Raw genomic sequence first — 19,653 nt, 5'->3', positions numbered from 1 at the left:
GGGTTGGTTTACTCACTGCTGCTACTGTACTTCAGAAGACTGATAATCGCTATAAGTTAAAAACTGGCACAAATGTGTAGCAGTGTATATCTAGAATATTGCTTTTCTTCAGTATCTATCTTTAGGTATAAAATAATAAAGAAAAAAGTTGGTAGATTCACCAAAAACTAAAGAACGAGGCGTAGAGTAAATAACTTGTCAAATTCAGAGGTAAATTGTGTTTATCGACTACATCACCCTCATGTTAATCAACATGGTCGCTGGGTTATTTCTACTCGCTGACTATGTGTATCGTGGTATAGATAGTTCTAATCAAAGACCGTGGATTCCAGGATTTGGAATTACGGGTGCGATCGCACTCACAACTGGTTTACACATGAGCTTTACCTGGCCAGTAATGGGTAGCTTTAACATTGCCTTTGGTGAAACAAGTATCTTATTTGGAATCTTGTTTATTGCAGCTGCGATCGCCCTGGCCCAAAATTGGGATTTATTGACAATAGCAATTTACGGCTTCTTTGCTGGTGCAGTTGCGATCGTAGTCGGTATCCGTATCATCAACTTAAATTTGACAAAGCAACCGCTTTTATCGGGAATCGGCTTTATTTTAACTGGATTAGGTGGTATTTTTGCAGCACCAACTCTCTATTGGAAAACCAACCGAACTTGGCGGCTAATTGGCGTAGCAGTGCTGATAGTAGCCGCTCTAATTTGGGCATTGACTGGATATTTGGCTTACTGGAATCATTTAGAGAGTTTCCAAAAGTGGGTTCCAGCACCGATGCGGTAAGCAATGTTCTAGGCTAGAGACATAGTTAAAACCTTGCTTAAAAAAACATGCTGGACTTTCTTAATCCCTTCTTAAATCGCCATCCAGAGCTAGTCAAAGCCAACGTCGAACTTTACACCTGGCAAACTTGTCCTTACTGCATTCGTGCCAAAATACTGCTGTGGTGGAAAGGTGTAAATTTTACTGAATACAAAATCGACGGCGACGAAGTAGCCAGAGCGAAAATGGCAGAACGCGCCAACGGTCGCCGTACCGTACCACAAATTTTTATTAATAACCAGCACATTGGCGGCTGCGATGACCTATATCAGCTAGACACACAAAGTCAACTCGATCCCCTTTTAGCCCAAGCCGCTATTTAAAAATCAAATTAGCCCCCAACACTTTCTTTGGTGATGTTATGTTGGGCAATTTTGGATTTTAAATTGCTCAGTAAGCAAGTTTGTAGTAAGGACTTTAGTCCTTATTTTCTGAGTACTAAAATCCTTACTAAAAACTTTTCATTACTAGCTTGACAAAGTGCCAGAAAACTGTAGCACAAGTTTACCCACCTTTGGGGCAAGGAATATCGAATTGATAAAAATATGTTAACTAAGTATACGGAATATCTTATACATCAACAATGGATGAGTTATGCCCTAGAATTAGCAAAAACAGCAGGTGAAGCAGGTGAAATCCCTGTAGGTGCTGTTATCATTGATTCAACAGGCAAATTGCTAGCACAAGGAGAAAACAGAAAAGAGCGCGACAAAGACCCTACCGCTCATGCGGAAATTCTCGCTATCAAGACAGCCGCAACAACTTTACAAAATTGGCATCTTAATGAATGTACCCTTTATGTCACTCTCGAACCTTGCCCGATGTGTGCAGGTGCGATCGTCCAATCACGACTAGGACTACTGGTATATGGAGTAGACGATACAAAAACTGGCGCAATTCGTACAGTTATTAACATCCCCGATAGTGCTGCTTCTAATCACCGTCTCCAAGTAATCGGAGGCATTCTAGAGTCAGCTTGTCGTCAGCAATTACAGACTTGGTTTGCTACTAGGCGGCGTAAGGTAAACTAACGGACAGAGGTAAAACTGTCCATCTACTACGACACAAGTCACACAAGAGAATCTACGGTGTAACTAATCACGCCTTTCGTTAAATTTTTACCCGTCAATCAGCTGCATCCGTCATGATGGAATTTTACTCTTCATCCGATACCTGCCAGCAAACCCCAGTAAATCCTCAGGTAGATAGCACTACCTCAAGGGTTTCGCCTTGGTTAAGTCCCCTGGCATATTTATTAGGGCGTCATTGCCTATTACCATTATTCTTTGGACAAATTAGAATAACCGGACAAAAAAATATCCCCACAACTGGGCCTGTGATCCTTGCGCCTACACATCGGGCGCGTTGGGATGCCTTGCTTGTACCCTACGCTACCGCTTGTCTGAGAAAGCAAGACTTGCGATTTATGGTCACTATTGACGAATGCCAAGGTTTGCAAGGCTGGTTTGTTCGACGTTTAGGGGGATTTCCTGTAAATTCTAAGCATCCATCAATCCGCACGCTACGACATGGAGTAGAGCTACTTCAGCAGCAAAAAACTCTGGTAATCTTTCCAGAAGGTAACATTTTTCGTGATGGCCAAGTTCACCAGTTGAAGCCAGGAATTGCTCGTCTTGCTTTGAGTGCTGAATCTAGTAATTCCGGGTTGGGAGTGAAAATTGTACCCATAGGCATTAACTACAGCCAACCTTATCCCAATTGGGGTACAGATGTAAGTATTGACATTGGCTCCCCAATAAAAGTCGCGGATTACATGAATGGCTGTATAAAACAAGATGCAAAAAGCATCACAACTGATTTAGCAAAGGCACTACAACAATTAAGCCATCAAGAAACAAAAGTTACTAATCACGCATTTGCAGAAATTACTAATTCTTGATACAGTCAAACCTCATAATCATTGACCGTGCATAATTCAGAAACTGCAAAATTCAATATTTGACACTAATTGCTAACTGCTATATTCATCCTGAGTAAGTCACAAAAGATTAGTAGTATTTTGCAAACTTTGAGGATGTATACATATATAGATTACCCTCTATTGATGATATATTCAGCCAAATTGGCATTTTTTGAGCCAACAGCTAATTCATTGCCTGCAAACTACTGAATTACTTGATGATAAATATTTTCACTATTTGGTCAGACAGTTAAATAAAAGTTGGGAAGTGCCGACTGAAGACATCGCTATTCTGAACTAGTTTTGTGCCATGCCTACGGTGGTCACTGAGCGGCTTGCCCTGAGCGTAGTCGTTCGCGTAGCGTCCCGTAGGGAAGCAGGGCTGTTTCATTCCCGAAAGAGCTTTAAAAATCAAGGGTTCTAGCGATTAAAAATTAGTTATTTTGTTACCAGCGTGCCGATGAAACCAACTATTTTACTGATATTTCAGTGCTTAAATGTTCATCTCTTCGTCACGCTTACTTACAATTTTCTCGCTAACCATCTTGACAAATCCTGTTTGAAATGGAATGAATCAGCCCTGCCGTAGGGAAGGGAGCCGAAGTGCGCGCTTCCCTACGCAAATACTTTAAGCAGTGCTTTGGAAAAATTCTCCTGCCAAATATCCCAGTTAATCAGAGATAATTATTGAGGAGAAAAGTAGGTACTCAGACACATAGTGACGCACTCCAGCTTATGTATCGCCGATCGCAGTGATATAAGTTAGCTGGGATACAAGGGTAGTGGGAACTCTATTAAACTGATTTTTAGTCTAAATCAGAGATACTTAGGATGTAACTTTGCTTTGTCCAAGACCAAAACAGAGTTAAGATACCCGAAGTTTCCATAACTCTTTTATATAGTTGTCGCACTAATTGATCCCATGAACACTGCTGTCGCTGTTACCTTGATGCACCGTACTGTTTTATCAGTTATAGCAGTCCTCAGCCTGCTATCACCTGTGAATGCTCAGGTATCACAGTCACCAGGCACTACCAGCCAACCACAACCCATTGACCCCAACGATCCTAATAACCTCCGCCCCATAACCGAAAGTAACAGCCTTTTGAGCATTGCAGGTGGCGATCGCTTAGTAAAAGATGCAGAACAAGCCGTTTCTGCTCAAAACTACACCTTAGCTGCCAAGAAACTGCAAGAAGCACGTCAAGTTTATAATCAGCTATCTAATTTTTATCAAGAGTTAAATTCTAGCTTTTCGGGAATTGACAACAGAGTTTCTGATTCTCAGCGTCAAAAAGCTCTATTAACAGCCCAAAAGCGAGATGAAGCCACCTTTCAGCTAGCATTGGTACATCGGGCACAAAATCAGCCAGAATTAGCTGTACCGTTGTTAGTTCAAATAATTAAGAGTCAAAACCCGACACGAGATTTAGGCAAGAAAGCCTATAAACAGTTGTTTGAGTTGGGTTTTGTTGATTCTCCTTATCCCAGAGAAGGTGGTAATTCATCCTCTTCATCCCCAAAAAAATAAATTAAATTTTTGTTGCCTGTTTTTCCGTACCCACATTTCCATAACCAGTCGCTTGGGAACGCCCCAGTGCTAGGATAGAGCTATCTACCGTAACCAAAACCTGAGCGTTTTCAATAAATACACCTCAGAAGCGCGTGTATCTACAGCCTTGCCAAAGCCTGAAGTTGGCACAGGCATTTGCTCTATATCTGTTAATAATAGAAAAGTAAGTTTTTTCAGGAATTGCGATGATTAGTCCGCAACAGGTTGAGGAAATGATCAAGGCGGGACTGCCAGACGCACAGGTTCAGGTACAAGACTTGACTGGTGGCGGCGACCACTATCAGGTGACAGTAGTTTCATCGCACTTTGCAGGTAAAGGACTAGTGCAACAGCACCAGTTAGTTTATGGTGCGTTGGGTCAAGCTATGTCAACTGAAGCGATTCATGCCTTGGCGGTGAAAACATACACTCCCGAAGCTTGGCAAGCAACAGCAGCTTCGTAAATAAGAGTCAGAAGTTAGGAGTTATGAATTTTGACTCCTCACTTCTCACTCCTCACTGTTGAATCCAACATAGGAAACATAAATACCATGACACCAGAACTCAAAGACAAAATTGATAGCTTGCTACAAGAAAACAAGATTTTAGTTTTCATGAAGGGAAACAAGTTAATGCCCCAATGTGGTTTCTCCAATAACGTTGTGCAGATTCTCAATACCTTGGGAGTTCCCTTTGAGACGGTTGACGTTCTATCAGATCCTGAAATCCGTCAAGGTATTAAAGAATACTCTAGCTGGCCCACAATTCCCCAAGTGTATATCAATGGGGAATTCCTTGGCGGTTCTGATATTTTGATTGAACTGTACCAAAAAGGTGAATTGCAGGAAAAGGTAGAAGTCGCATTAGCTTCTTAAGCTCTCTTTACCCAAAATAAAGGGTATGTTGCTAAATTTTCGCTTCGCAATCAAGGTAATGTGCCGTTTTTAATATCCTTGAAAGGAGAGATACTATTGCTCTCCCCTTTCAAGGTTTTTTTGATCGGTTTGTGACAAAAATAAAACTTACGCATTCACAAAGACAACCAACTGTAAATTACCTCTCGTTACAAGGCTCTGCCTAGGCGGAGCCTCCTGTCAAACAAGTAGGCAGATCCTACTCGATCGCCTTCCCAGGCACAACCTGGGAACGAGGCAGGGTAAGACTTTTAGTGTAACAAGCTGACTCTTCACATAATGGTTGTTGAGCGTAGTCAAAACACTGCCTCATAACCCGTGGCTTTTTACTTATGCAAAAGAAAACAGCTATATATTGGGCTTGATTTCATTGCTAGACAACAATCCCCTCAGTCTAATTGGCAAAACCAATATAGGACTGAGGGGATGCGTTTAATCAATACAATATCTCCAAAATTTAACACCACAACAACCCGTTGACCAATACAGATAATATGCTATAATTATCTGCGGTAATTAACGGTTACTAGCAATGACCAGGTAAATGGTAATTAGTAGTAATCGGGCTGTGGCTGTGGTTGCGGCACTGCAAAGTTTGAGCCATCGTACAAGAAGCGGCTGGCTTCCTCTTCTAGGCGATGAATCAGATAAGGTTCAATGACATTGCTGTGTCGCAGTGCGGCTAGATATCCATCCAAATACATCCGCATATCATCCGTGCGATAACCGCGATTCCATAGCTCGATGAAGGCATCGGTGAGTCTTTGGTAATAGCGGATGGTTTGTGTGTCTTGGAGCATAACTGCTGTATTAATCTCTTTGGAATGAGAATTGTAAATGATTCACGCTAAAAAGTGAAGTGTAATTTCACTTTGGCATAAACTCAAAGTCAACACATCTACTTTGGGTATTACCCTCATAGCAGCTACAAGCTACTTTAATCTTATTCCAGAAAACATCGATTCTAATTAGCTGCTAAGTTATTTTATTGATTTTCACAATCACAGCCCAATTGTATTGATGTTATATTCCTGGATGAGAGTACTAAATTTTTGCGAAAAAATCCACTTTTGCCATCAGGTTTAATCAGGTTGAAAAGCTGTTGTTGTTGTTAGCTGGTTGGGTTATAGATATTTGCGACATTACGCCCATTTCAAAGCAGAATGTTAAGTTAAAAGAACTTTTTATAAGTCTAACAACACTTTCGATAAATTTAATAAAAATTTAATAATATTTCTAATTGCCTATTGGCAAGGCATAAATTAAAGATATTACCACTTATTTTATTAGGAAATGTAAAGTTAATCGCAGTTGAAGTAACAAAGGCTACAAAACCTTAGAGATGGGCTTGTTACTTTGAAAGTCATCGACGCTAAGGGGTCTTGCCACCGTGGGTTCGGTTTGTATAGAAATCATTGAGGGGAATCCCCATTTGAGGTCGTTGTTGGGTTGGCACTTGCAACAACTGGAATACCGCGTGCATCAAGCTGCCAGTATTTATCAAGCCAGGGAAGTATTTTTAAGCCATCAACCAACACTGGTAGTTTTAGATGCAGACCTGCCTGATGGTGATGGCATTGAGTTTTGTCGTTGGTTGCATCGTCAGCAGCAGCCTCTAATCTTAATGCTATCTGCCCGTAATAGTGAAGCTGATATAGTCGCAGGTTTAAAAGCAGGTGCAGATGATTACTTGAGCAAACCTTTTGGGATGCAAGAGTTTTTGGCACGCGTAGAGGCACTGATTCGTCGGAAGCGTACACCTACTGCACCAGCTTATTTGGATTATGGCACTTTGCAAATCGATTTAGTTCAGCGTCGTGTCCGCTTCCAAGGGGAATTCATTGACTTAACGCCCCAGGAATTCAGCTTGCTGTACGTTTTAGCACAAGCTGGAGGAGTACCTCTAAGTAGATCGGAATTGCTGCGTCGTGCTTGGCCTGACGCTATCGATAACCCTCGTACCATTGATACTCACGTTTTATCGCTGCGGAAAAAGGTTGAACTCGATCCCCGGCAACCCAATTTGATTCAAACTATCCGCAATGTTGGATACCGTTTTAACATGGAAATTTTGAATACGAATATTTCACAGTCACAAACAACAAAGTTAGCTAGAGAGAGATTTAATAATCAACGTTCAACACTTACTAGTAGTCAAGTGTGAATGGGGCATTGGGCATTGGGGTGAGGGGGAGTAAGAAAACGATTCCTGATTCCTATCTCATCCAAAATTTAAAATCCAAAATCGTCTTGATTTGCTGCTTGAATCAGGCTTTTTCGTAATTCAATCCAATCTATCTCTGAGGCTGTTTGATTTGCGAATAAATGACCTTGTTGTAGGTGTAATAACCGAGTGCAAAACATCTGGGCTAGTTCCAGTTGGTGATTTACCATCAGAATCGTGGTTTGATGAGTTGGACTCAACTGGGTTAAGACTTGCATTAGATGAGAAGCCGTACCAGGATCGAGGGCAGAGGTTGGCTCATCTAATAATAATATTTTAGGCTGGATGACTAAGGCACGAGCGATCGCTACTAGTTGTCGTTGTCCTGTAGAAAGTTGCACCTCTGTTCGCTCTAACCATTCATTGGGAATGTGCAGTTGGTCTATCCAATGATTGACTCGTTCTTGAATTGTCTGTTTGGGTAAACCACGCAAAACTAAAGGATAAGCCAAGGATTGCCCAACTGTCATCCCTAACAGCTTTGATTCTTGCAATACAAGTACAAGCATGTGCCGTAGCTGGATGACGGGAATTTGGCGATATTCTTGATTTTCTAGATAGAGTTTACCATTGGTGGGTTCAATTAGGCGGTTGATGAGGCGTAATAACGAAGTTTTACCAGCGCCTACTGGCCCTACAATGGCAATGCGATCGCTCTGGAATACCTCTAAGGAAATATCCTGCAATATGGGGTATCCCTGCTGATTGCCGGGAAGTTGGGTTTTCAGCTTCGTAAACAGATTAACTTGCTCTAGCCTGAGTATGGCTTTTGCTGTATTCAACGGGACTGAGGATTGCAGAGAAATAACCTAAGTTAATTGTGTACTAGTTAAGGCTGTAGCGATCGCCCAGCCATCGACTAATAGTAGCAGCAGAGTGAATACTAGTAAAATCAGGTACATCCAGGGCTGTGCTAGAGGGCGAACATCTGTGGTGTCAATGCTCGTGTTTGCTTGGACAATTTGCACCAAACGGGCAAATCCAGCTACACGCATCGGTAGTAAATAAGCTTTCCCATCCTGGCTGAGGAAGTAATAAACTAGCCCTCCTTGACCAGTGGTGCGGGGTTTTAACTCTTTGACTTGTGACCAAGGTAAAGACCAGCCTTTACGAAAAAAGCTCGGCACCCAGGCGGGGTAAGTAACCTGAATTCCCTCGTCATCTACTATTACTTGTTCTGTCAATACAGCGTACAAGGCAATAAAACCGATGCCAATCCCCATCCACAATAATTCTGGAGGTACGGGTGCAGCTGTTACCTGCGATAAAAAGGGTAATGGGACTGTGAGTGCTATGTATAGACTCAGCAACGTTATCCGAATCAAAGGAGACAGACGAAAAATAGAAGTTGAGATATTGGCTGAGTTTGCTGTCACGGCTCAATTACAATGCTTTTCTTCATTGTAGGGTAGGTCTATGTCTTAGCTGGAGTGTTGGAAATAAGATATGCCACTTTAATAATTCGTAATTCGTAATTCGTAATTCGTAATTTGTAATTACGAATTCTTTAGGGTAAATACTTTTGTACTACAATCCAACCAGTAAGGGATACCCAGGCAAATCCGACAAACAGAATAATATTTACGCCGATGTGTAAGGGTCTAGCCCAAGGTCGTCTGATACTAATTTGGGTGGCACTAAAAGCAGATAGTAAAACTAGCGCTACCACTATCAATCCAGCGATTAGGTGTGACGAGTGACCTAAAGAACCAAAGTGCCCGAAAGTGCCAACAATACCGATCGCTAGCAGTAATAAGACTAAACTTACCATGCTGATACCCATTGTATAGTGGAGCGATCGCACCCCTTTATTACCGCCCATAAATGGCGTAATAAAAGGAAATTGTTGCGAAGTTCTCGCCCTAAACATCCAGACGCCGGTGATTGCTAACATTAGATATGCCAGCAGGGACAACCCCATTGACCAGGCGGCTATTTTCCACAACCAAAGAAATGAAGGCAGATTCATAAGAATGATTGTAAATGAGATGAGGGCGACAAGGGAGACAAGGAGAATAACCAATGCCCCATGCCCAATAAATAATAAACAAAAAGGGCTGCTGAATTAGCAACCCTTAAATTTAGATAAAATTGTTTTTTTAATCAACCGATGCTAAACCAAGAATTTGCAAGGGTTTTGTAGTATCTCCGATTTTTGTATTAATTTGCTGCACCATTAGTTTGGTATTAAAAGGGTCTTTTTCATCTGATGAGTCTGCATCAAACTCATTAGTACTGGGTTCTTCGAGCATCAGGCGATCGCACGGAATCTTATCGGATAAAATTGCACTAGCCATCATCCCTGTATGAATCTCCACTTGACCTTTTCGCGGAGCTTCAAAAACTAAACGTTGTCCAGGGAAAACAACCCTTTCAAAATACCAGTTGGGAATATTGGAGATGCGAGCTACCTGTATTTTGCTCGTGGCATTAATGTAGCAGCAGAGAATTTTTCCTGATTGCTCAGGTGGTAGAGGATCTAATATTTGAGCCATAACTGCTGAGGAGCTTTACGCCACAATTTTACATTACACTAGCCAAGCCTAGCACTCACTGATCCCCAGTTGTTGTAACTGCGAATACCAACTGAGTCTTTGTAGATTATTTCTGTCTAAAGATATATTTTCAGTTATGAAAATTTTGTAATTATTCACATCTTTTTCGGAATTATACACTATGAATAAAAGTTTTTGATATTTTTTGCTGGTATAAAAGCTTCAATTCTCTTAAAGCAGATTGTTAGGGAATTGACATAACAACGATCCCCTTACTTTTAGCATAGCGAGGAAGTGAGTTTTGCTGCTTCATTTATCCCAGGATTAATCGGCTGGGATCATCGCTTAATGAATAAACTCGATGTTATGGTAAAGCTATATGAAAAAATGTCTTCATAAAGCTCTCTATACATTCTATGTATGTTTTATGCATAGAAATTTTAACGTTTTCCGCAGTTGCTAACGGCAGCTTCGCGAATACCAATAATCGGCTGAAATGTCAAGCACGATTGTGATAAATAAAACCAAATAAAACAAGTACACACTTTAAGACTGGATGTTTCTCTCGCTTTCTCCACAGATTGGCAAGATGGAAGTTAAAACACAGATGATGGAAAATCGAATTCTTTACGTTCGCCTTCCTTGTAACCCCATCTTTCCTATTGGGGTTGTCTACCTGAGCGATCATGTCCACAAGCAGTTTCCTAATATTGAACAGCGCATCTTTGATTTGGGAACAGTGCCACCTTTAGATTACAGTTCCGCGCTGGATCGCTGTATCGATGAATTTAAACCGACACTACTAGTATTTTCTTGGCGGGATATTCAAATTTATGCCCCAGTTGGTGGACGTGGTGGCAACCCGCTGCAAAACGCTTTTGAATTTTACTACGCCAAGAACCCTCTATTGAAACTACGCGGCGGATTGGGCGGTTTGCGAATCTTCATCGCTTACTATGTAGAACTGTGGCAAAACCAGAGCTTAATCAAACGCGGCTTGAAACGTGCCCAAAAATATAATTCTGATGCTCGTGTAGTTGTCGGTGGTGGTGCAGTCAGTGTATTTTACGAGCAATTAGGTAAAAGCTTACCCCAAGGGACAATTATTTCTGTGGGTGAAGGCGAAACCCTGCTGGAAAAACTTTTAAGTGGCAAAGATTTTCGAGATGAACGCTGTTACGTTGCCGGAGAAACTCAACCACGTCAACGGCTAATTCACGAACAACCCACCCCAATAGAAAAAACAGCTTGTAATTACGACTATATCGAAAGCATCTGGCCGGAATTTAATTATTACCTGCAAGAGCAAGACTTTTATATAGGTGTACAAACTAAACGTGGTTGTCCTCACAACTGTTGTTATTGCGTCTACACCGTCGTCGAAGGCAAACAAGTACGCATCAACCCAGCAGATGAAGTAGTTGCTGAGATGCGCCAATTATACGATCGCGGCATTCGCAACTTCTGGTTTACCGATGCCCAATTCATCCCCGCGAAAAAATTTATCGCCGATGCTGTAGAACTATTGCAAAAAATCGTCGATTCTGGTATGACAGATATCCACTGGGCAGCATACATCAGAGCCGACAATTTGACACCCGAATTGTGTGAGTTGATGGCGAAAACCGGGATGAACTACTTTGAAATCGGCATTACCAGCGGTTCTCAAGAACTTGTGCGAAAAATGCGGATGGGTTATAACTTGCGAACCGTCTTGCAAAACTGCCGTGACTTAAAAGCTGCTGGTTTCAACGACTTAGTTTCCGTCAACTACTCCTTTAACGTGATTGACGAACGTCCCGAAACCATCCGCCAAACCATCGCTTACCACCGCGAACTAGAACGGATTTTTGGTGCTGATAAAGTCGAACCTGCTATCTTCTTTATTGGACTACAACCCCATACCCATTTAGAAGAATACGCTTTCAAAGAAGGCATCCTCAAACCAGGATACGATCCAATGAGCTTGATGCCGTGGACAGCCAAAAAACTTCTCTGGAATCCCGAACCCCTTGGTTCCTTCTTCGGCGAAGTCTGCTTGCAAGCTTGGCAACAAAACCCCAACGACTTCGGGCGCGAAGTCATGAAAATCTTAGAAGAAAAACTGGGTTGTGCTGACTTAGAAGCAGCGCTGACAGCACCATTAGAGACGAAAGAAAAACAGTTAGCAGGTGTATCCTAGAAAACACTAAAATGTGAAGAAATTCAGAATTCTGAATTTCTCCCTCTATCTTCCTCAGTGCCTCTGCGGTTATTTTTACCAAATCCCATGTTAGAAGGTTCAATTCTACAACAGCTGGAAGCAGCTCATCGCCATACCACCAGGCCAATTCGATTCGGTGTTTACTACAAAAATACCTTAGTTGCCCTGTGCCACGCTTTAGAAGACCATATTTTAACCGATGACGGTACACCCTTAGTCATCGCAGCCTTCCAACAAGGTAAATGGTATCTACAAGAAGCCGGGCGATATGCAGACATCGCCCAATGTAGTTGCCAAATTGCCATCATGGCAGCTGCTGAATCTGGCTTTGCTGAACATCCTACCAGCCAGCTACCCAATGTAGACTTAGTAGGATTAGATGCAGACGATCCAGTGGCGCAAGAGTGGCACTTAATTATTTTATCGCCCAAATACACAGCAATGGTAATTTGTCAAGAATTATCAGACGCTGATTATGGCAGTGCTGGAGTACCGACATCAGACTTAGAGCGCAAATTCTATGGTTTGTGGACATTTGAGCCAGAGTTAGTGCGAGAGACAGCAGAAATAGCGATCGCTCACATCAAAAAATACAACCCAGAACTGGCAGAAAAACTCACAGCCGATAAAGAACAAATTGTACCGTCAATTGATAGATCCCAAAATTTAGGTGCAGTTGTCTCCCGTGTAGTAGATTATCTCCAGACTGGACAAGATAATTTATCCATCCCCACAGCCCTTCAGAAACAAACCCTAGATCGCAACTTGGTTTCTAACGAAATCCAAGCCTTTTTGCGAATGGCGCAACTGATGGATATGGCTGATGTCAACAATCCAATGGCGGCTGCGGAAATAGTAGTTCTTGCTGAAGCGATCGCCCAGCTTTTGGATCTTCCCGCATGGCAGATTAAGAGGTTGCGGCTAGCGGCTTTGTTACATCGCATAGATCCATTACAAAAAGCAGAAAGCGTACTCACAGGCGGTATATCCACACGCTACCAAGAAGATGCTCCCAGTTCTCCCTTAACTTGTCCCTTAGTAGCAGGGGCGCAAGTATTGCGAACTATGCCAAGATTACGAGCAGTTGCCCAAATTATCACTCACCAAAGCGAGTGGTGGAATGGCACAGGGGAACCAGCAGGTTTAGCTGGAGATGAAATTCCCTTAGAGTCGAGAATTTTGGCATTATTAGCAGACTTTCAGTGGCGACTCAATCAGCGAAAATCGTCAAATCAAAGCCGGGAACAGATATTTACTCAAGCTTTAGACGAGTGCAGACAGCAACAATCTACCCGTTTTGACCCTAAACTTGTAGATACCCTAGCTTTATTAGTAATGGGTTTACAACAGGGACTTGACTTACCCTTGATGACACCCAAATTCAGCGCCGGCATCTGGATACTTGATTCCCAATGGGATAGCCACAGCAAGATCAGTGAAGAAATTGGTAGTTACTTTACATGAATATTGAAGCCATTAGATTAGGAAAACTCAAACAACTTCCAGGGGCAAATTTAGAAGACGAGGAACTCTCCCGACTGGATTTAAGCCGGATTAATCTTGCTGGCGCTACCCTTGTCGGCACTAATTTTGCTGGTTCTAAACTCGAAGGTGGACATTTGGAGGGGGCAAATTTGATGGGAGCCAACCTCCAAGAAACTGACTTACGGGCGAACCTGATGGGAGCAAACTTGATGCAAGCAGATTTAACAGGCGCTGACTTGCGAGGTAGTAATTTGCGTGGTGCTAACTTAATGGGAGCGAGGCTCAGTGATGTGTCATTGGTGGGTGCTTTCTTGAGCGGTGCCAATTTGATGAATGTGAATTTGCAAGGCGTTGATTTGCGCGGTGCTGACTTGCGCGGTACAAACCTGACTGGGACAAATCTCAAAGGTGCAGACTTGAGTCGCGCCGATTTGCAAGGGGCTTTGTTGAGTGAAGCAAACCTGGAAGAAGCTGACTTGCGGGGGGCGAATTTAGCAGGGGCGAATTTGACAGGAGCGAATTTACTCTGTGCAGAGTTAGAAGGTGCAAATTTGAGCGGTGTTAATTTGAATAAAGCGTGTTTGGTGGGGACAGTGGTTGAGACGCTTGCGTAAAGATTGCACCAAAAAGCCCAGTATACTTGGCTATTGTTAAAATTTTTGCAGATGAAGCAGGTGAAAATTTGTGAGCCTAAAAGAAGTTATCAGACTAGCAAAGCAGCTTTCAACTGTGGACAAAGTACGTTTGATCCAGCAAATTGCTCCTGATATAGAACGCGAGTTAACAGATAAACTCTCTAACTTTCCCCGACAATCCTTATGGGGACTCTGTGCTGATTTAGGAAACGCACCTTCCACAGAGGAAATTGATGTAGCCCGTAGTGAAGAATGGGCTAACTTTCCACGGGAGGATATTTGATGCTGCGTGCTGTAGCTGACACTCACGCAGTCATTTGGTATATTTTTGGCGATTCACGATTATCAACAACTGCCCAAAATACTATAGCCCAAATAGCATCTTCTGGAAATCAAGTTGCTTTCTCCTCCATTACGCTAGCCGAAATTGTCTACTTGAGTGAGAAAGGGCGTATTTCTCCACTAACACTTGAACGCCTGCTTGCATCTGTTGACACAAGTGATGCTGTACTGCTAGAAGTTTCTTTTAATAGGCACATAGCTGAAGCTTTGCGCTTAGTGAATCGCTCATACCAATTCTGTATGAAGATGCGCCAAACTACGTCAAACTTATAGATGGGTGCATTTAGTAATTTTGTTATGAGTCGTCCATTCCAAATCGAGATTTCAGAAAGCCTTGAAGAATTGGAAAAAGCTCTCAGACATGCCACAGGGGCAAGCAGCAAGGAAAGATTGCAAATGCTCTATTGGCTCAAAAGTGGTCAAGTAAATAGCAGGCGATGCCTACGGCGGTAAACTACGCTGGCAGAACGTTTAGGGCGTGATGAAGCAACCATAACTCGTTGGGTGAGAAAGTATAAAGATGAAGGACGAAGGGGTTTGCTTGAAGTCAAACATGCACCCGGAAAAGTTCCGAGTATCAGTGGTTCAGACTTAGAACGCTTGAAAAAGCGGTTGCATGAGCCATCTGGGTTTAAAAGCTATGGTCAAATTCAACAATGGCTCAAGAGCGAATTAGGACTTTCACTTGCCTACAAAACAGTGTATGAAATTGTTCGCAAGCGTTTGGGTGCGAAGTTGAAAGTGCCTCGTCCTCAAAGCACCAAACAACACCCAGAAAGCCTATCTCACTTTAAAAAAAACTTCCTTTAGCATTCAAATTCTTGCAGGAGGAGTTTGGAGATGGGAAACGATTGAGGTACTTGTGTCAGGATGAAACACGTTTAGGATTAAAGACAATTGCAGGACGTTTAATTACAGCTAGAGGAGTAAAACCTGTAGGTTTAAGCCAATGGCAGCGTGAAAATTTTTATTTATACGGAGTTGTAGAACCCCTAAATGGATACAGCTTTTTCTATGAGTTCCCCTACCTCAATGGTGATTGTTTTCAAAACTTTTTAGAGTTGCTGTCTGTTGACCTTGGTGATGATATCGCGGTTATCCAGTTCGACCAAGGAGCTTTTCACAAAGCGAAGGCTCTCGATTATCCAGATAACATTATCCCTATTTTTCAACCTCCTCACTCTCCCGAACTCAACCCAATTGAGCGTTTTTGGGAATTTCTCAAATCTAAACTCCAATGGGAAAATTGTAAAAACCTCACACAACTACAGCACAAGTTAACTGATGTCCTCAAAGAAATTACACCTGAAATAATTGCCTCTCTCACTTCTTACGACTTTATCCTTGAAGCCTTATTTAGCGCAGCTTCATAAAGAATTGGTATCACAAGTACCAGATTTACCCGATCGCATTATTGCTGCTACAGCCTTATATCTAGGAGTACCAGTGATTAGTCGAGATAGCAAAATTCAACTATCTAGTGTTAATACCATTTGGTGACATTCGTACTTGCGATTTATGAGCAGTTAAATCGTTAATATACTTTCGTTGTCTTATTGGGGCATTTTACTACACCGTTTATGTATTCTGGTTGAGAGGGTGGGGCAAAACTTTCAACGCTTTTACAAACAATACTTAGCGTTTTCAGTTGTTTATCTCCAGTAATGGGAACAGCAAAGACTGCTCCAACATAGGACTTAAGCTCAAAGCCCCACTTTCCATTACAATAGTCTTGAACGGCATAGCTATAAACAGCATCAATAGTTGTCTTAGAGAGAACGTCAGCATTTATCTCAGTATAGTAACCATAACAAATTTGTGTTCCGAAAATTGGTGGAAAGTAACCAGAATTAGTTCCTCGTTCATCAGGAGGTTTAAAAAAGGTTTTGTGTTTGGAGAAGTAGCTCTGTTGCTCCTGAATCTTATATACAAGATGCTTTTCTGCTTCTTTCTCAAGTTTTGATATCTTTTCATCCATTGCCTTATTTTCGTCTTTATTCTCACAGCCAGCCAAAAGGAAGCTTAGTGAAATAATTAGTACTAAAAAATAAGCTGATACGATTAATATTTTTATTTTCATATATGACGCGATCGCTCATCGCTCAGTCCTTCCCCGTATCCCCAAAGCTAGTACACTCATTAACAACACTCCCATCACTCCTTGTAGGGGATTATTATTCACACCAGTTACCCAATCAGGAACTTGGCCAGAATATTTCACTAATTTACCCACATTAATAATGTAGTAACCCCAAACTAAACCACCATGTAAACCAATTGGAAAACCCAAGCGTCCTCTCCGCCAACGCTTTCCCCATACTTGCGTTAATCCCAGCAGTACTAAAGCTGGAAATTGTGGCAGTGTATGAATAATTGCCTCCAAGGGTTTAATAAAGTGCAATGTAGCAAAGGCAGTTGCATCTGTCCACAGTGCCACACGCAGACTGTAATCTCGTTGTAATTCATCTAGCAACCAGCCTCGGAATAACAATTCCTCAGCAAATCCAACACCTAAGCCAACAAGTAAACCCTCTAAAATAACTTTCACCAAAAAAATTTTCGGTTGTTCCCACACCAACCAACCCAACAAACTTTCTACCCCAAAAAGTATCAGAATATTAATTATCCCCAGAGCCAAGCCACGCAATAAATCCACACCGTTTTGCCGCGTGAATTCTAAGCCATAATGCCGCAGAATTTGGGGCTGTTGGTAGACATATTTACCCCATAGTCTCAGGAGAAAAATAAATACTGCATATAACAAGACCAATGTCAATATACTTTCTAAGTTTGAATCATGCACTAGTAAGTATATTGGTGTAGCCAATGGCAACCATAGCAACAATAAAGTCAAAATAAAAGCACCCAGCCTAATAGGGGCAGGGCGTTCAGCTAAACGGACAAGGTTTTCTTTCATACTAAATAAGTCAAAATAATTCGTAATCCATAATTACAATCAGTCTTAGCTCTGGACTTTCCACTATCTTGTTGTCCACTAAATTAGAAATTCAGTGCAGGTTACTGTACTCTGTTTTAATTACGAATTACGAATTACGAATTATTTGACTATTCATCAGGTTCAATCGTGCTACTTAAACCGTGACTTATCAATGTTTCGCAATAAAACTCAGCGTGTTCCAGGGCGCAAGTAATGACTAAAGCTAGCCCGTTAGTATGGGCTTCCATCATGATGCTCACAGCTTGGGGTTGGGTAAGGCTTGGTACAGTGGCTATTAGTGACTGTACAACATGCTCCATAGAGTTGTAGTCATCGTTATGGAGCAAAACGCGATACCGAGGCGCGAGCTTGCGGGTTGTGGAAGGCTTTTGAATAGTTTCAACTGACACGGCTCTTTGCTCTTTTCTCGTTACTTCACTACAACAAAGTCTCTGTTTTGCGATCGCTCAACAGTTATTTACCTATTCTATAGTATTTCTGCTCAGATACTATGCGAGGAAAACCCTTTGCTGGCAGGGATTGGTTGTATTAGTTTTGCGTAGCCACTTGATAAGGCACACGTCTAAGACATGGCTGCCGTAAGAGTGCTACCCTAATCTTACAGAAGCTTTTCTTAAACGTAGCGCATTTTCACTTTTAAGATTAAAGAAGTTGCAAGCAAAACAATCCTTGCCCCTGCCCAAGATGGAAATGAGCCTAGATTTTCTTCAAACGGGACAAATTGTGTCTCTAGAGTATGGCGACAGGAACCTGTATGCAGAAGTCATTCAATTTGTAGTTTCCCGCCAGTTGTGCTGGGTGCGTCCTTTATTAATGGTTACTTTTATAGAAGAATCACCTCTAATTACCGATTTGCGAGACGCATCTGACTTACTTTGGCCTGCCAATTTATTTCGCCCAGCATTAGACACAGAAGTAATTACTTTCTTGAGCCAACTTTTAGCGAAAGAACCAAAAACTGAACCTGATTCAGTCGCAAAGCAACAACTCAATCAGTTTATTCACCAACTTTGGCAAGCATATCAAGAGGGGTTGGGCATTGGGGATTAGACAACATAGAGACTTCTTGAATAATTCTTCCTTGTCCCTCTTGTCTTCCCAGTCCCCAGCGATGCACTGAGTTTCGACACAACGACTGCGCTCAGTGCATCGCTGCGCGGAAATCGAGCGAAGTCGAGATTCAACTACCGCTGCTGGTTGGCGCACTCTCTCCAAGAGTTGTGTCCCTAATTCCCAGTCTCTTTCTCAACTGTAGCGAATACCAGCATTTTTCATGCGTTGAAGACTGTGAAATTCGATTGCTGCATCCTTCGCACCAGAAATTTTTTCGTACCTTCGTAAAGTGGATAATTGTGATTAGCAGCATCGTCAATCGCCTCATGCATCACCTGAAGGATGTGACGAGAAGTGTAGTTTATCTGGCTCGCCAGTAGCCATATTGATGATATCAACTCCCTTAGCAACGAGTTCATTCCGCTTGTGGACAAATTCAGCAAACAGATTGGGAGGAATTGTTTTAGGCATTTAGCGAACTGTATGAAGATTGACTACGAATACGCAATGTAGATGTTCCATAGCACAGTTTACGCCACCTTAACTATTTAAATAATCAACCTCATAGAAAAAGACTAGCAATCATATCGCCCTTGTATCTCCCTGCTAAATTTAATTACGAATTACGTTAGGGAGTCCTCGTATTCTTGAGAAGCAAGCTACACACAACTCCTGTCTGCCACAAGCTGCGCGTTTGCGTAGCATCCCGCAGGGAACGTAGAGAGCGTCTAAAATCCCAGACTAGGAACCAACTGGATTCGTCCAGCATCCATCTCTGCCATTAATAATTCTAGGGCTTCGTAATCAACATCAGAAATGTAACCCAGTTCTGTCAGTTCTGAGTTGATTTCATTCTCTATCTCAGGAGTTAGTTTTTTAATGTCAAGAGCTTTTTCTACCAATTTACGAATAGCGTACTGAGTTCTCATAAGTAATAACCCAACTGTAATATGACACTAATCATCCCAGATCAGCCTCAGTATAAAGAGTGATCCAAATACTAACTTAGTAGTGATATATATCACAATTTAATTAGTTAGA

The 19,653-nt window shown here is 42.0% G+C and carries 28 protein-coding genes and 1 pseudogene; 19 read left to right on the top strand and 10 right to left on the bottom strand.

The window, feature by feature from the left end; genetic code table 11:
• The first annotated feature begins 217 nt into the window (after positions 1 to 217).
• The 7 genes from ACM0OX_RS12265 to grxD all read left to right on the top strand — a co-directional run bounded on the left by ACM0OX_RS12265 (position 218) and on the right by grxD (position 5,177).
• Positions 218 to 790, top strand: a complete 573-nt coding sequence (locus ACM0OX_RS12265; RefSeq protein WP_414515108.1) for a DUF981 family protein — start codon at positions 218 to 220, stop codon at positions 788 to 790.
• A 47-nt stretch (positions 791 to 837) separates the two neighbouring features.
• Positions 838 to 1,152, top strand: a complete 315-nt coding sequence (grxC, locus tag ACM0OX_RS12260) for a glutaredoxin 3 (RefSeq protein WP_414515106.1) — start codon at positions 838 to 840, stop codon at positions 1,150 to 1,152.
• 222 nt (positions 1,153 to 1,374) lie between these two features.
• Positions 1,375 to 1,860 carry a tRNA adenosine(34) deaminase TadA gene (gene tadA, locus ACM0OX_RS12255; protein WP_094349513.1) on the top strand — a complete coding sequence of 162 codons (486 nt, stop codon included), beginning with the start codon at positions 1,375 to 1,377 and terminating at the stop codon, positions 1,858 to 1,860.
• Between the two features lie 113 nt (positions 1,861 to 1,973).
• Positions 1,974 to 2,729: a lysophospholipid acyltransferase family protein gene (locus ACM0OX_RS12250; RefSeq protein ID WP_414515105.1), complete on the top strand. Its 756-nt coding sequence runs from the start codon at positions 1,974 to 1,976 to the stop codon at positions 2,727 to 2,729.
• A gap of 943 nt (positions 2,730 to 3,672) precedes the next feature.
• On the top strand, positions 3,673 to 4,281 hold the full coding sequence (locus tag ACM0OX_RS12245; RefSeq protein ID WP_094349511.1) for a hypothetical protein: 609 nt from the start codon (positions 3,673 to 3,675) through the stop codon (positions 4,279 to 4,281).
• A gap of 227 nt (positions 4,282 to 4,508) precedes the next feature.
• Positions 4,509 to 4,766: a BolA family protein gene (locus ACM0OX_RS12240; protein WP_094349510.1), complete on the top strand. Its 258-nt coding sequence runs from the start codon at positions 4,509 to 4,511 to the stop codon at positions 4,764 to 4,766.
• An 87-nt stretch (positions 4,767 to 4,853) separates the two neighbouring features.
• Entirely contained in the window at positions 4,854 to 5,177 is a 324-nt protein-coding gene (grxD, locus tag ACM0OX_RS12235; protein ID WP_094349509.1) for a Grx4 family monothiol glutaredoxin, read from the top strand.
• 590 nt (positions 5,178 to 5,767) lie between these two features.
• Here grxD and ACM0OX_RS12230 read toward each other — a convergent pair.
• On the bottom strand, positions 5,768 to 6,016 hold the full coding sequence (locus ACM0OX_RS12230) for a DUF6761 family protein (RefSeq protein ID WP_194042008.1): 249 nt from the start codon (positions 6,014 to 6,016) through the stop codon (positions 5,768 to 5,770).
• 590 nt (positions 6,017 to 6,606) lie between these two features.
• Here ACM0OX_RS12230 and ACM0OX_RS12225 point away from each other — a divergent pair.
• Positions 6,607 to 7,380 carry a response regulator transcription factor gene (locus tag ACM0OX_RS12225; RefSeq protein WP_094349507.1) on the top strand — a complete coding sequence of 258 codons (774 nt, stop codon included), beginning with the start codon at positions 6,607 to 6,609 and terminating at the stop codon, positions 7,378 to 7,380.
• Between the two features lie 68 nt (positions 7,381 to 7,448).
• On the opposite strand, the gene ACM0OX_RS12220 is transcribed toward ACM0OX_RS12225, so the two are convergent.
• The gene (locus tag ACM0OX_RS12220) at positions 7,449 to 8,168 is read right to left on the bottom strand and encodes an ATP-binding cassette domain-containing protein (protein WP_414515115.1); all 720 of its coding nucleotides are present in this window, start codon (positions 8,166 to 8,168) and stop codon (positions 7,449 to 7,451) included.
• Between ACM0OX_RS12220 and ACM0OX_RS12215 the strand changes: the two are divergent.
• Positions 8,151 to 8,195: pseudogene (locus tag ACM0OX_RS12215) on the top strand (hypothetical protein); the annotation flags it as partial. The gene ACM0OX_RS12220 and the pseudogene ACM0OX_RS12215 sit on opposite strands and share 18 nt — an antisense overlap.
• A 54-nt stretch (positions 8,196 to 8,249) precedes the next feature.
• Here the strand turns inward: ACM0OX_RS12215 and ACM0OX_RS12210 are convergent.
• The 3 genes from ACM0OX_RS12210 to ACM0OX_RS12200 all read right to left on the bottom strand — a co-directional run bounded on the left by ACM0OX_RS12210 (position 8,250) and on the right by ACM0OX_RS12200 (position 9,935).
• A complete protein-coding gene (locus ACM0OX_RS12210; RefSeq protein ID WP_414515101.1) occupies positions 8,250 to 8,816 on the bottom strand; it encodes a hypothetical protein in 567 nt (188 codons plus the stop codon).
• Positions 8,817 to 8,947: 131 nt separating this feature from the next.
• On the bottom strand, positions 8,948 to 9,409 hold the full coding sequence (locus tag ACM0OX_RS12205) for a DUF4079 domain-containing protein (RefSeq protein ID WP_414515099.1): 462 nt from the start codon (positions 9,407 to 9,409) through the stop codon (positions 8,948 to 8,950).
• 130 nt (positions 9,410 to 9,539) lie between these two features.
• Entirely contained in the window at positions 9,540 to 9,935 is a 396-nt protein-coding gene (locus ACM0OX_RS12200) for a DUF1830 domain-containing protein (protein WP_414515097.1), read from the bottom strand.
• A 589-nt stretch (positions 9,936 to 10,524) separates the two neighbouring features.
• Between ACM0OX_RS12200 and ACM0OX_RS12195 the strand changes: the two genes are divergently transcribed.
• From ACM0OX_RS12195 to ACM0OX_RS12155, 9 genes are all read left to right on the top strand, one after another.
• Entirely contained in the window at positions 10,525 to 12,117 is a 1,593-nt protein-coding gene (locus tag ACM0OX_RS12195; protein WP_414515095.1) for a photosystem II high light acclimation radical SAM protein, read from the top strand.
• Between the two features lie 87 nt (positions 12,118 to 12,204).
• Positions 12,205 to 13,602: a DICT sensory domain-containing protein gene (locus tag ACM0OX_RS12190; protein WP_414515093.1), complete on the top strand. Its 1,398-nt coding sequence runs from the start codon at positions 12,205 to 12,207 to the stop codon at positions 13,600 to 13,602.
• Positions 13,599 to 14,237, top strand: coding sequence for a pentapeptide repeat-containing protein (locus tag ACM0OX_RS12185; RefSeq protein WP_414515092.1), 639 nt, complete (start codon positions 13,599 to 13,601; stop codon positions 14,235 to 14,237). Before ACM0OX_RS12190 ends, ACM0OX_RS12185 begins: the two co-directional genes overlap by 4 nt.
• 70 nt (positions 14,238 to 14,307) lie before the next feature.
• Complete coding sequence (locus tag ACM0OX_RS12180) at positions 14,308 to 14,541, top strand: hypothetical protein (protein WP_334779451.1); 234 nt, start codon at positions 14,308 to 14,310, stop codon at positions 14,539 to 14,541.
• Complete coding sequence (locus tag ACM0OX_RS12175; RefSeq protein WP_414515091.1) at positions 14,541 to 14,873, top strand: type II toxin-antitoxin system VapC family toxin; 333 nt, start codon at positions 14,541 to 14,543, stop codon at positions 14,871 to 14,873. Before ACM0OX_RS12180 ends, ACM0OX_RS12175 begins: the two co-directional genes overlap by 1 nt.
• A 24-nt stretch (positions 14,874 to 14,897) precedes the next feature.
• Complete coding sequence (locus tag ACM0OX_RS12170; RefSeq protein WP_414515090.1) at positions 14,898 to 15,053, top strand: hypothetical protein; 156 nt, start codon at positions 14,898 to 14,900, stop codon at positions 15,051 to 15,053.
• A gap of 84 nt (positions 15,054 to 15,137) precedes the next feature.
• Positions 15,138 to 15,410, top strand: a complete 273-nt coding sequence (locus ACM0OX_RS12165; protein ID WP_414515089.1) for a winged helix-turn-helix domain-containing protein — start codon at positions 15,138 to 15,140, stop codon at positions 15,408 to 15,410.
• Positions 15,411 to 15,451: 41 nt separating this feature from the next.
• Positions 15,452 to 15,973 (top strand): IS630 family transposase, encoded by a 522-nt coding sequence (locus tag ACM0OX_RS12160; protein WP_414515087.1) that lies wholly within the window; start codon positions 15,452 to 15,454, stop codon positions 15,971 to 15,973.
• A 4-nt stretch (positions 15,974 to 15,977) separates the two neighbouring features.
• Positions 15,978 to 16,100: a hypothetical protein gene (locus tag ACM0OX_RS12155; RefSeq protein ID WP_414515086.1), complete on the top strand. Its 123-nt coding sequence runs from the start codon at positions 15,978 to 15,980 to the stop codon at positions 16,098 to 16,100.
• A 34-nt stretch (positions 16,101 to 16,134) separates the two neighbouring features.
• Here the strand turns inward: ACM0OX_RS12155 and ACM0OX_RS12150 are convergent, their stop codons facing one another.
• From ACM0OX_RS12150 to clpS, 3 genes are all read right to left on the bottom strand, one after another.
• On the bottom strand, positions 16,135 to 16,680 hold the full coding sequence (locus ACM0OX_RS12150; RefSeq protein WP_414515085.1) for a hypothetical protein: 546 nt from the start codon (positions 16,678 to 16,680) through the stop codon (positions 16,135 to 16,137).
• A 15-nt stretch (positions 16,681 to 16,695) separates the two neighbouring features.
• Complete coding sequence (locus ACM0OX_RS12145; RefSeq protein ID WP_414515084.1) at positions 16,696 to 17,517, bottom strand: lysostaphin resistance A-like protein; 822 nt, start codon at positions 17,515 to 17,517, stop codon at positions 16,696 to 16,698.
• Between the two features lie 149 nt (positions 17,518 to 17,666).
• Positions 17,667 to 17,948, bottom strand: a complete 282-nt coding sequence (clpS, locus tag ACM0OX_RS12140; RefSeq protein ID WP_012410249.1) for an ATP-dependent Clp protease adapter ClpS — start codon at positions 17,946 to 17,948, stop codon at positions 17,667 to 17,669.
• A gap of 295 nt (positions 17,949 to 18,243) precedes the next feature.
• On the opposite strand from clpS, the gene ACM0OX_RS12135 reads away from it, so the two are divergent.
• Positions 18,244 to 18,609: a hypothetical protein gene (locus ACM0OX_RS12135; protein ID WP_414515113.1), complete on the top strand. Its 366-nt coding sequence runs from the start codon at positions 18,244 to 18,246 to the stop codon at positions 18,607 to 18,609.
• A 327-nt stretch (positions 18,610 to 18,936) separates the two neighbouring features.
• Here the strand turns inward: ACM0OX_RS12135 and ACM0OX_RS12130 are convergent, their stop codons facing one another.
• Both ACM0OX_RS12130 and ACM0OX_RS12125 read right to left on the bottom strand, forming a co-directional pair.
• The gene (locus tag ACM0OX_RS12130; RefSeq protein ID WP_414515083.1) at positions 18,937 to 19,083 is read right to left on the bottom strand and encodes a hypothetical protein; all 147 of its coding nucleotides are present in this window, start codon (positions 19,081 to 19,083) and stop codon (positions 18,937 to 18,939) included.
• Positions 19,084 to 19,340: 257 nt separating this feature from the next.
• Entirely contained in the window at positions 19,341 to 19,541 is a 201-nt protein-coding gene (locus ACM0OX_RS12125) for a hypothetical protein (protein ID WP_094349495.1), read from the bottom strand.
• Positions 19,542 to 19,653 lie beyond the last annotated feature (112 nt).

Source organism: Nostoc sp. PCC 9305, assembly GCF_963920915.1.
Taxonomy (GTDB): Bacteria; Cyanobacteriota; Cyanobacteriia; order Cyanobacteriales; family Nostocaceae; genus Nostoc.
This window is presented reverse-complemented; position numbering and strand designations above follow the sequence as displayed.

Bases quoted from the DNA above. Each gene is read 5' to 3' on its own strand.
- grxC (WP_414515106.1), top strand. From the start codon at position 838: ATGCTGGACTTTCTTAATCCCTTCTTAAATCGCCATCCAGAGCTAGTC.
- tadA (WP_094349513.1), top strand. From the start codon at position 1,375: ATGTTAACTAAGTATACGGAATATCTTATACATCAACAATGGATGAGT.
- ACM0OX_RS12250 (WP_414515105.1), top strand. From the start codon at position 1,974: ATGATGGAATTTTACTCTTCATCCGATACCTGCCAGCAAACCCCAGTA.
- ACM0OX_RS12245 (WP_094349511.1), top strand. From the start codon at position 3,673: ATGAACACTGCTGTCGCTGTTACCTTGATGCACCGTACTGTTTTATCA.
- ACM0OX_RS12240 (WP_094349510.1), top strand. From the start codon at position 4,509: ATGATTAGTCCGCAACAGGTTGAGGAAATGATCAAGGCGGGACTGCCA.
- grxD (WP_094349509.1), top strand. From the start codon at position 4,854: ATGACACCAGAACTCAAAGACAAAATTGATAGCTTGCTACAAGAAAAC.
- ACM0OX_RS12230 (WP_194042008.1), bottom strand. From the start codon at position 6,016: ATGCTCCAAGACACACAAACCATCCGCTATTACCAAAGACTCACCGAT.
- ACM0OX_RS12205 (WP_414515099.1), bottom strand. From the start codon at position 9,409: ATGAATCTGCCTTCATTTCTTTGGTTGTGGAAAATAGCCGCCTGGTCA.
- ACM0OX_RS12200 (WP_414515097.1), bottom strand. From the start codon at position 9,935: ATGGCTCAAATATTAGATCCTCTACCACCTGAGCAATCAGGAAAAATT.
- ACM0OX_RS12195 (WP_414515095.1), top strand. From the start codon at position 10,525: ATGGAAGTTAAAACACAGATGATGGAAAATCGAATTCTTTACGTTCGC.
- ACM0OX_RS12190 (WP_414515093.1), top strand. From the start codon at position 12,205: ATGTTAGAAGGTTCAATTCTACAACAGCTGGAAGCAGCTCATCGCCAT.
- ACM0OX_RS12185 (WP_414515092.1), top strand. From the start codon at position 13,599: ATGAATATTGAAGCCATTAGATTAGGAAAACTCAAACAACTTCCAGGG.
- ACM0OX_RS12175 (WP_414515091.1), top strand. From the start codon at position 14,541: ATGCTGCGTGCTGTAGCTGACACTCACGCAGTCATTTGGTATATTTTT.
- ACM0OX_RS12170 (WP_414515090.1), top strand. From the start codon at position 14,898: ATGAGTCGTCCATTCCAAATCGAGATTTCAGAAAGCCTTGAAGAATTG.
- ACM0OX_RS12150 (WP_414515085.1), bottom strand. From the start codon at position 16,680: ATGAAAATAAAAATATTAATCGTATCAGCTTATTTTTTAGTACTAATT.
- ACM0OX_RS12145 (WP_414515084.1), bottom strand. From the start codon at position 17,517: ATGAAAGAAAACCTTGTCCGTTTAGCTGAACGCCCTGCCCCTATTAGG.
- ACM0OX_RS12135 (WP_414515113.1), top strand. From the start codon at position 18,244: ATGGAAATGAGCCTAGATTTTCTTCAAACGGGACAAATTGTGTCTCTA.
- ACM0OX_RS12130 (WP_414515083.1), bottom strand. From the start codon at position 19,083: ATGCCTAAAACAATTCCTCCCAATCTGTTTGCTGAATTTGTCCACAAG.
- ACM0OX_RS12125 (WP_094349495.1), bottom strand. From the start codon at position 19,541: ATGAGAACTCAGTACGCTATTCGTAAATTGGTAGAAAAAGCTCTTGAC.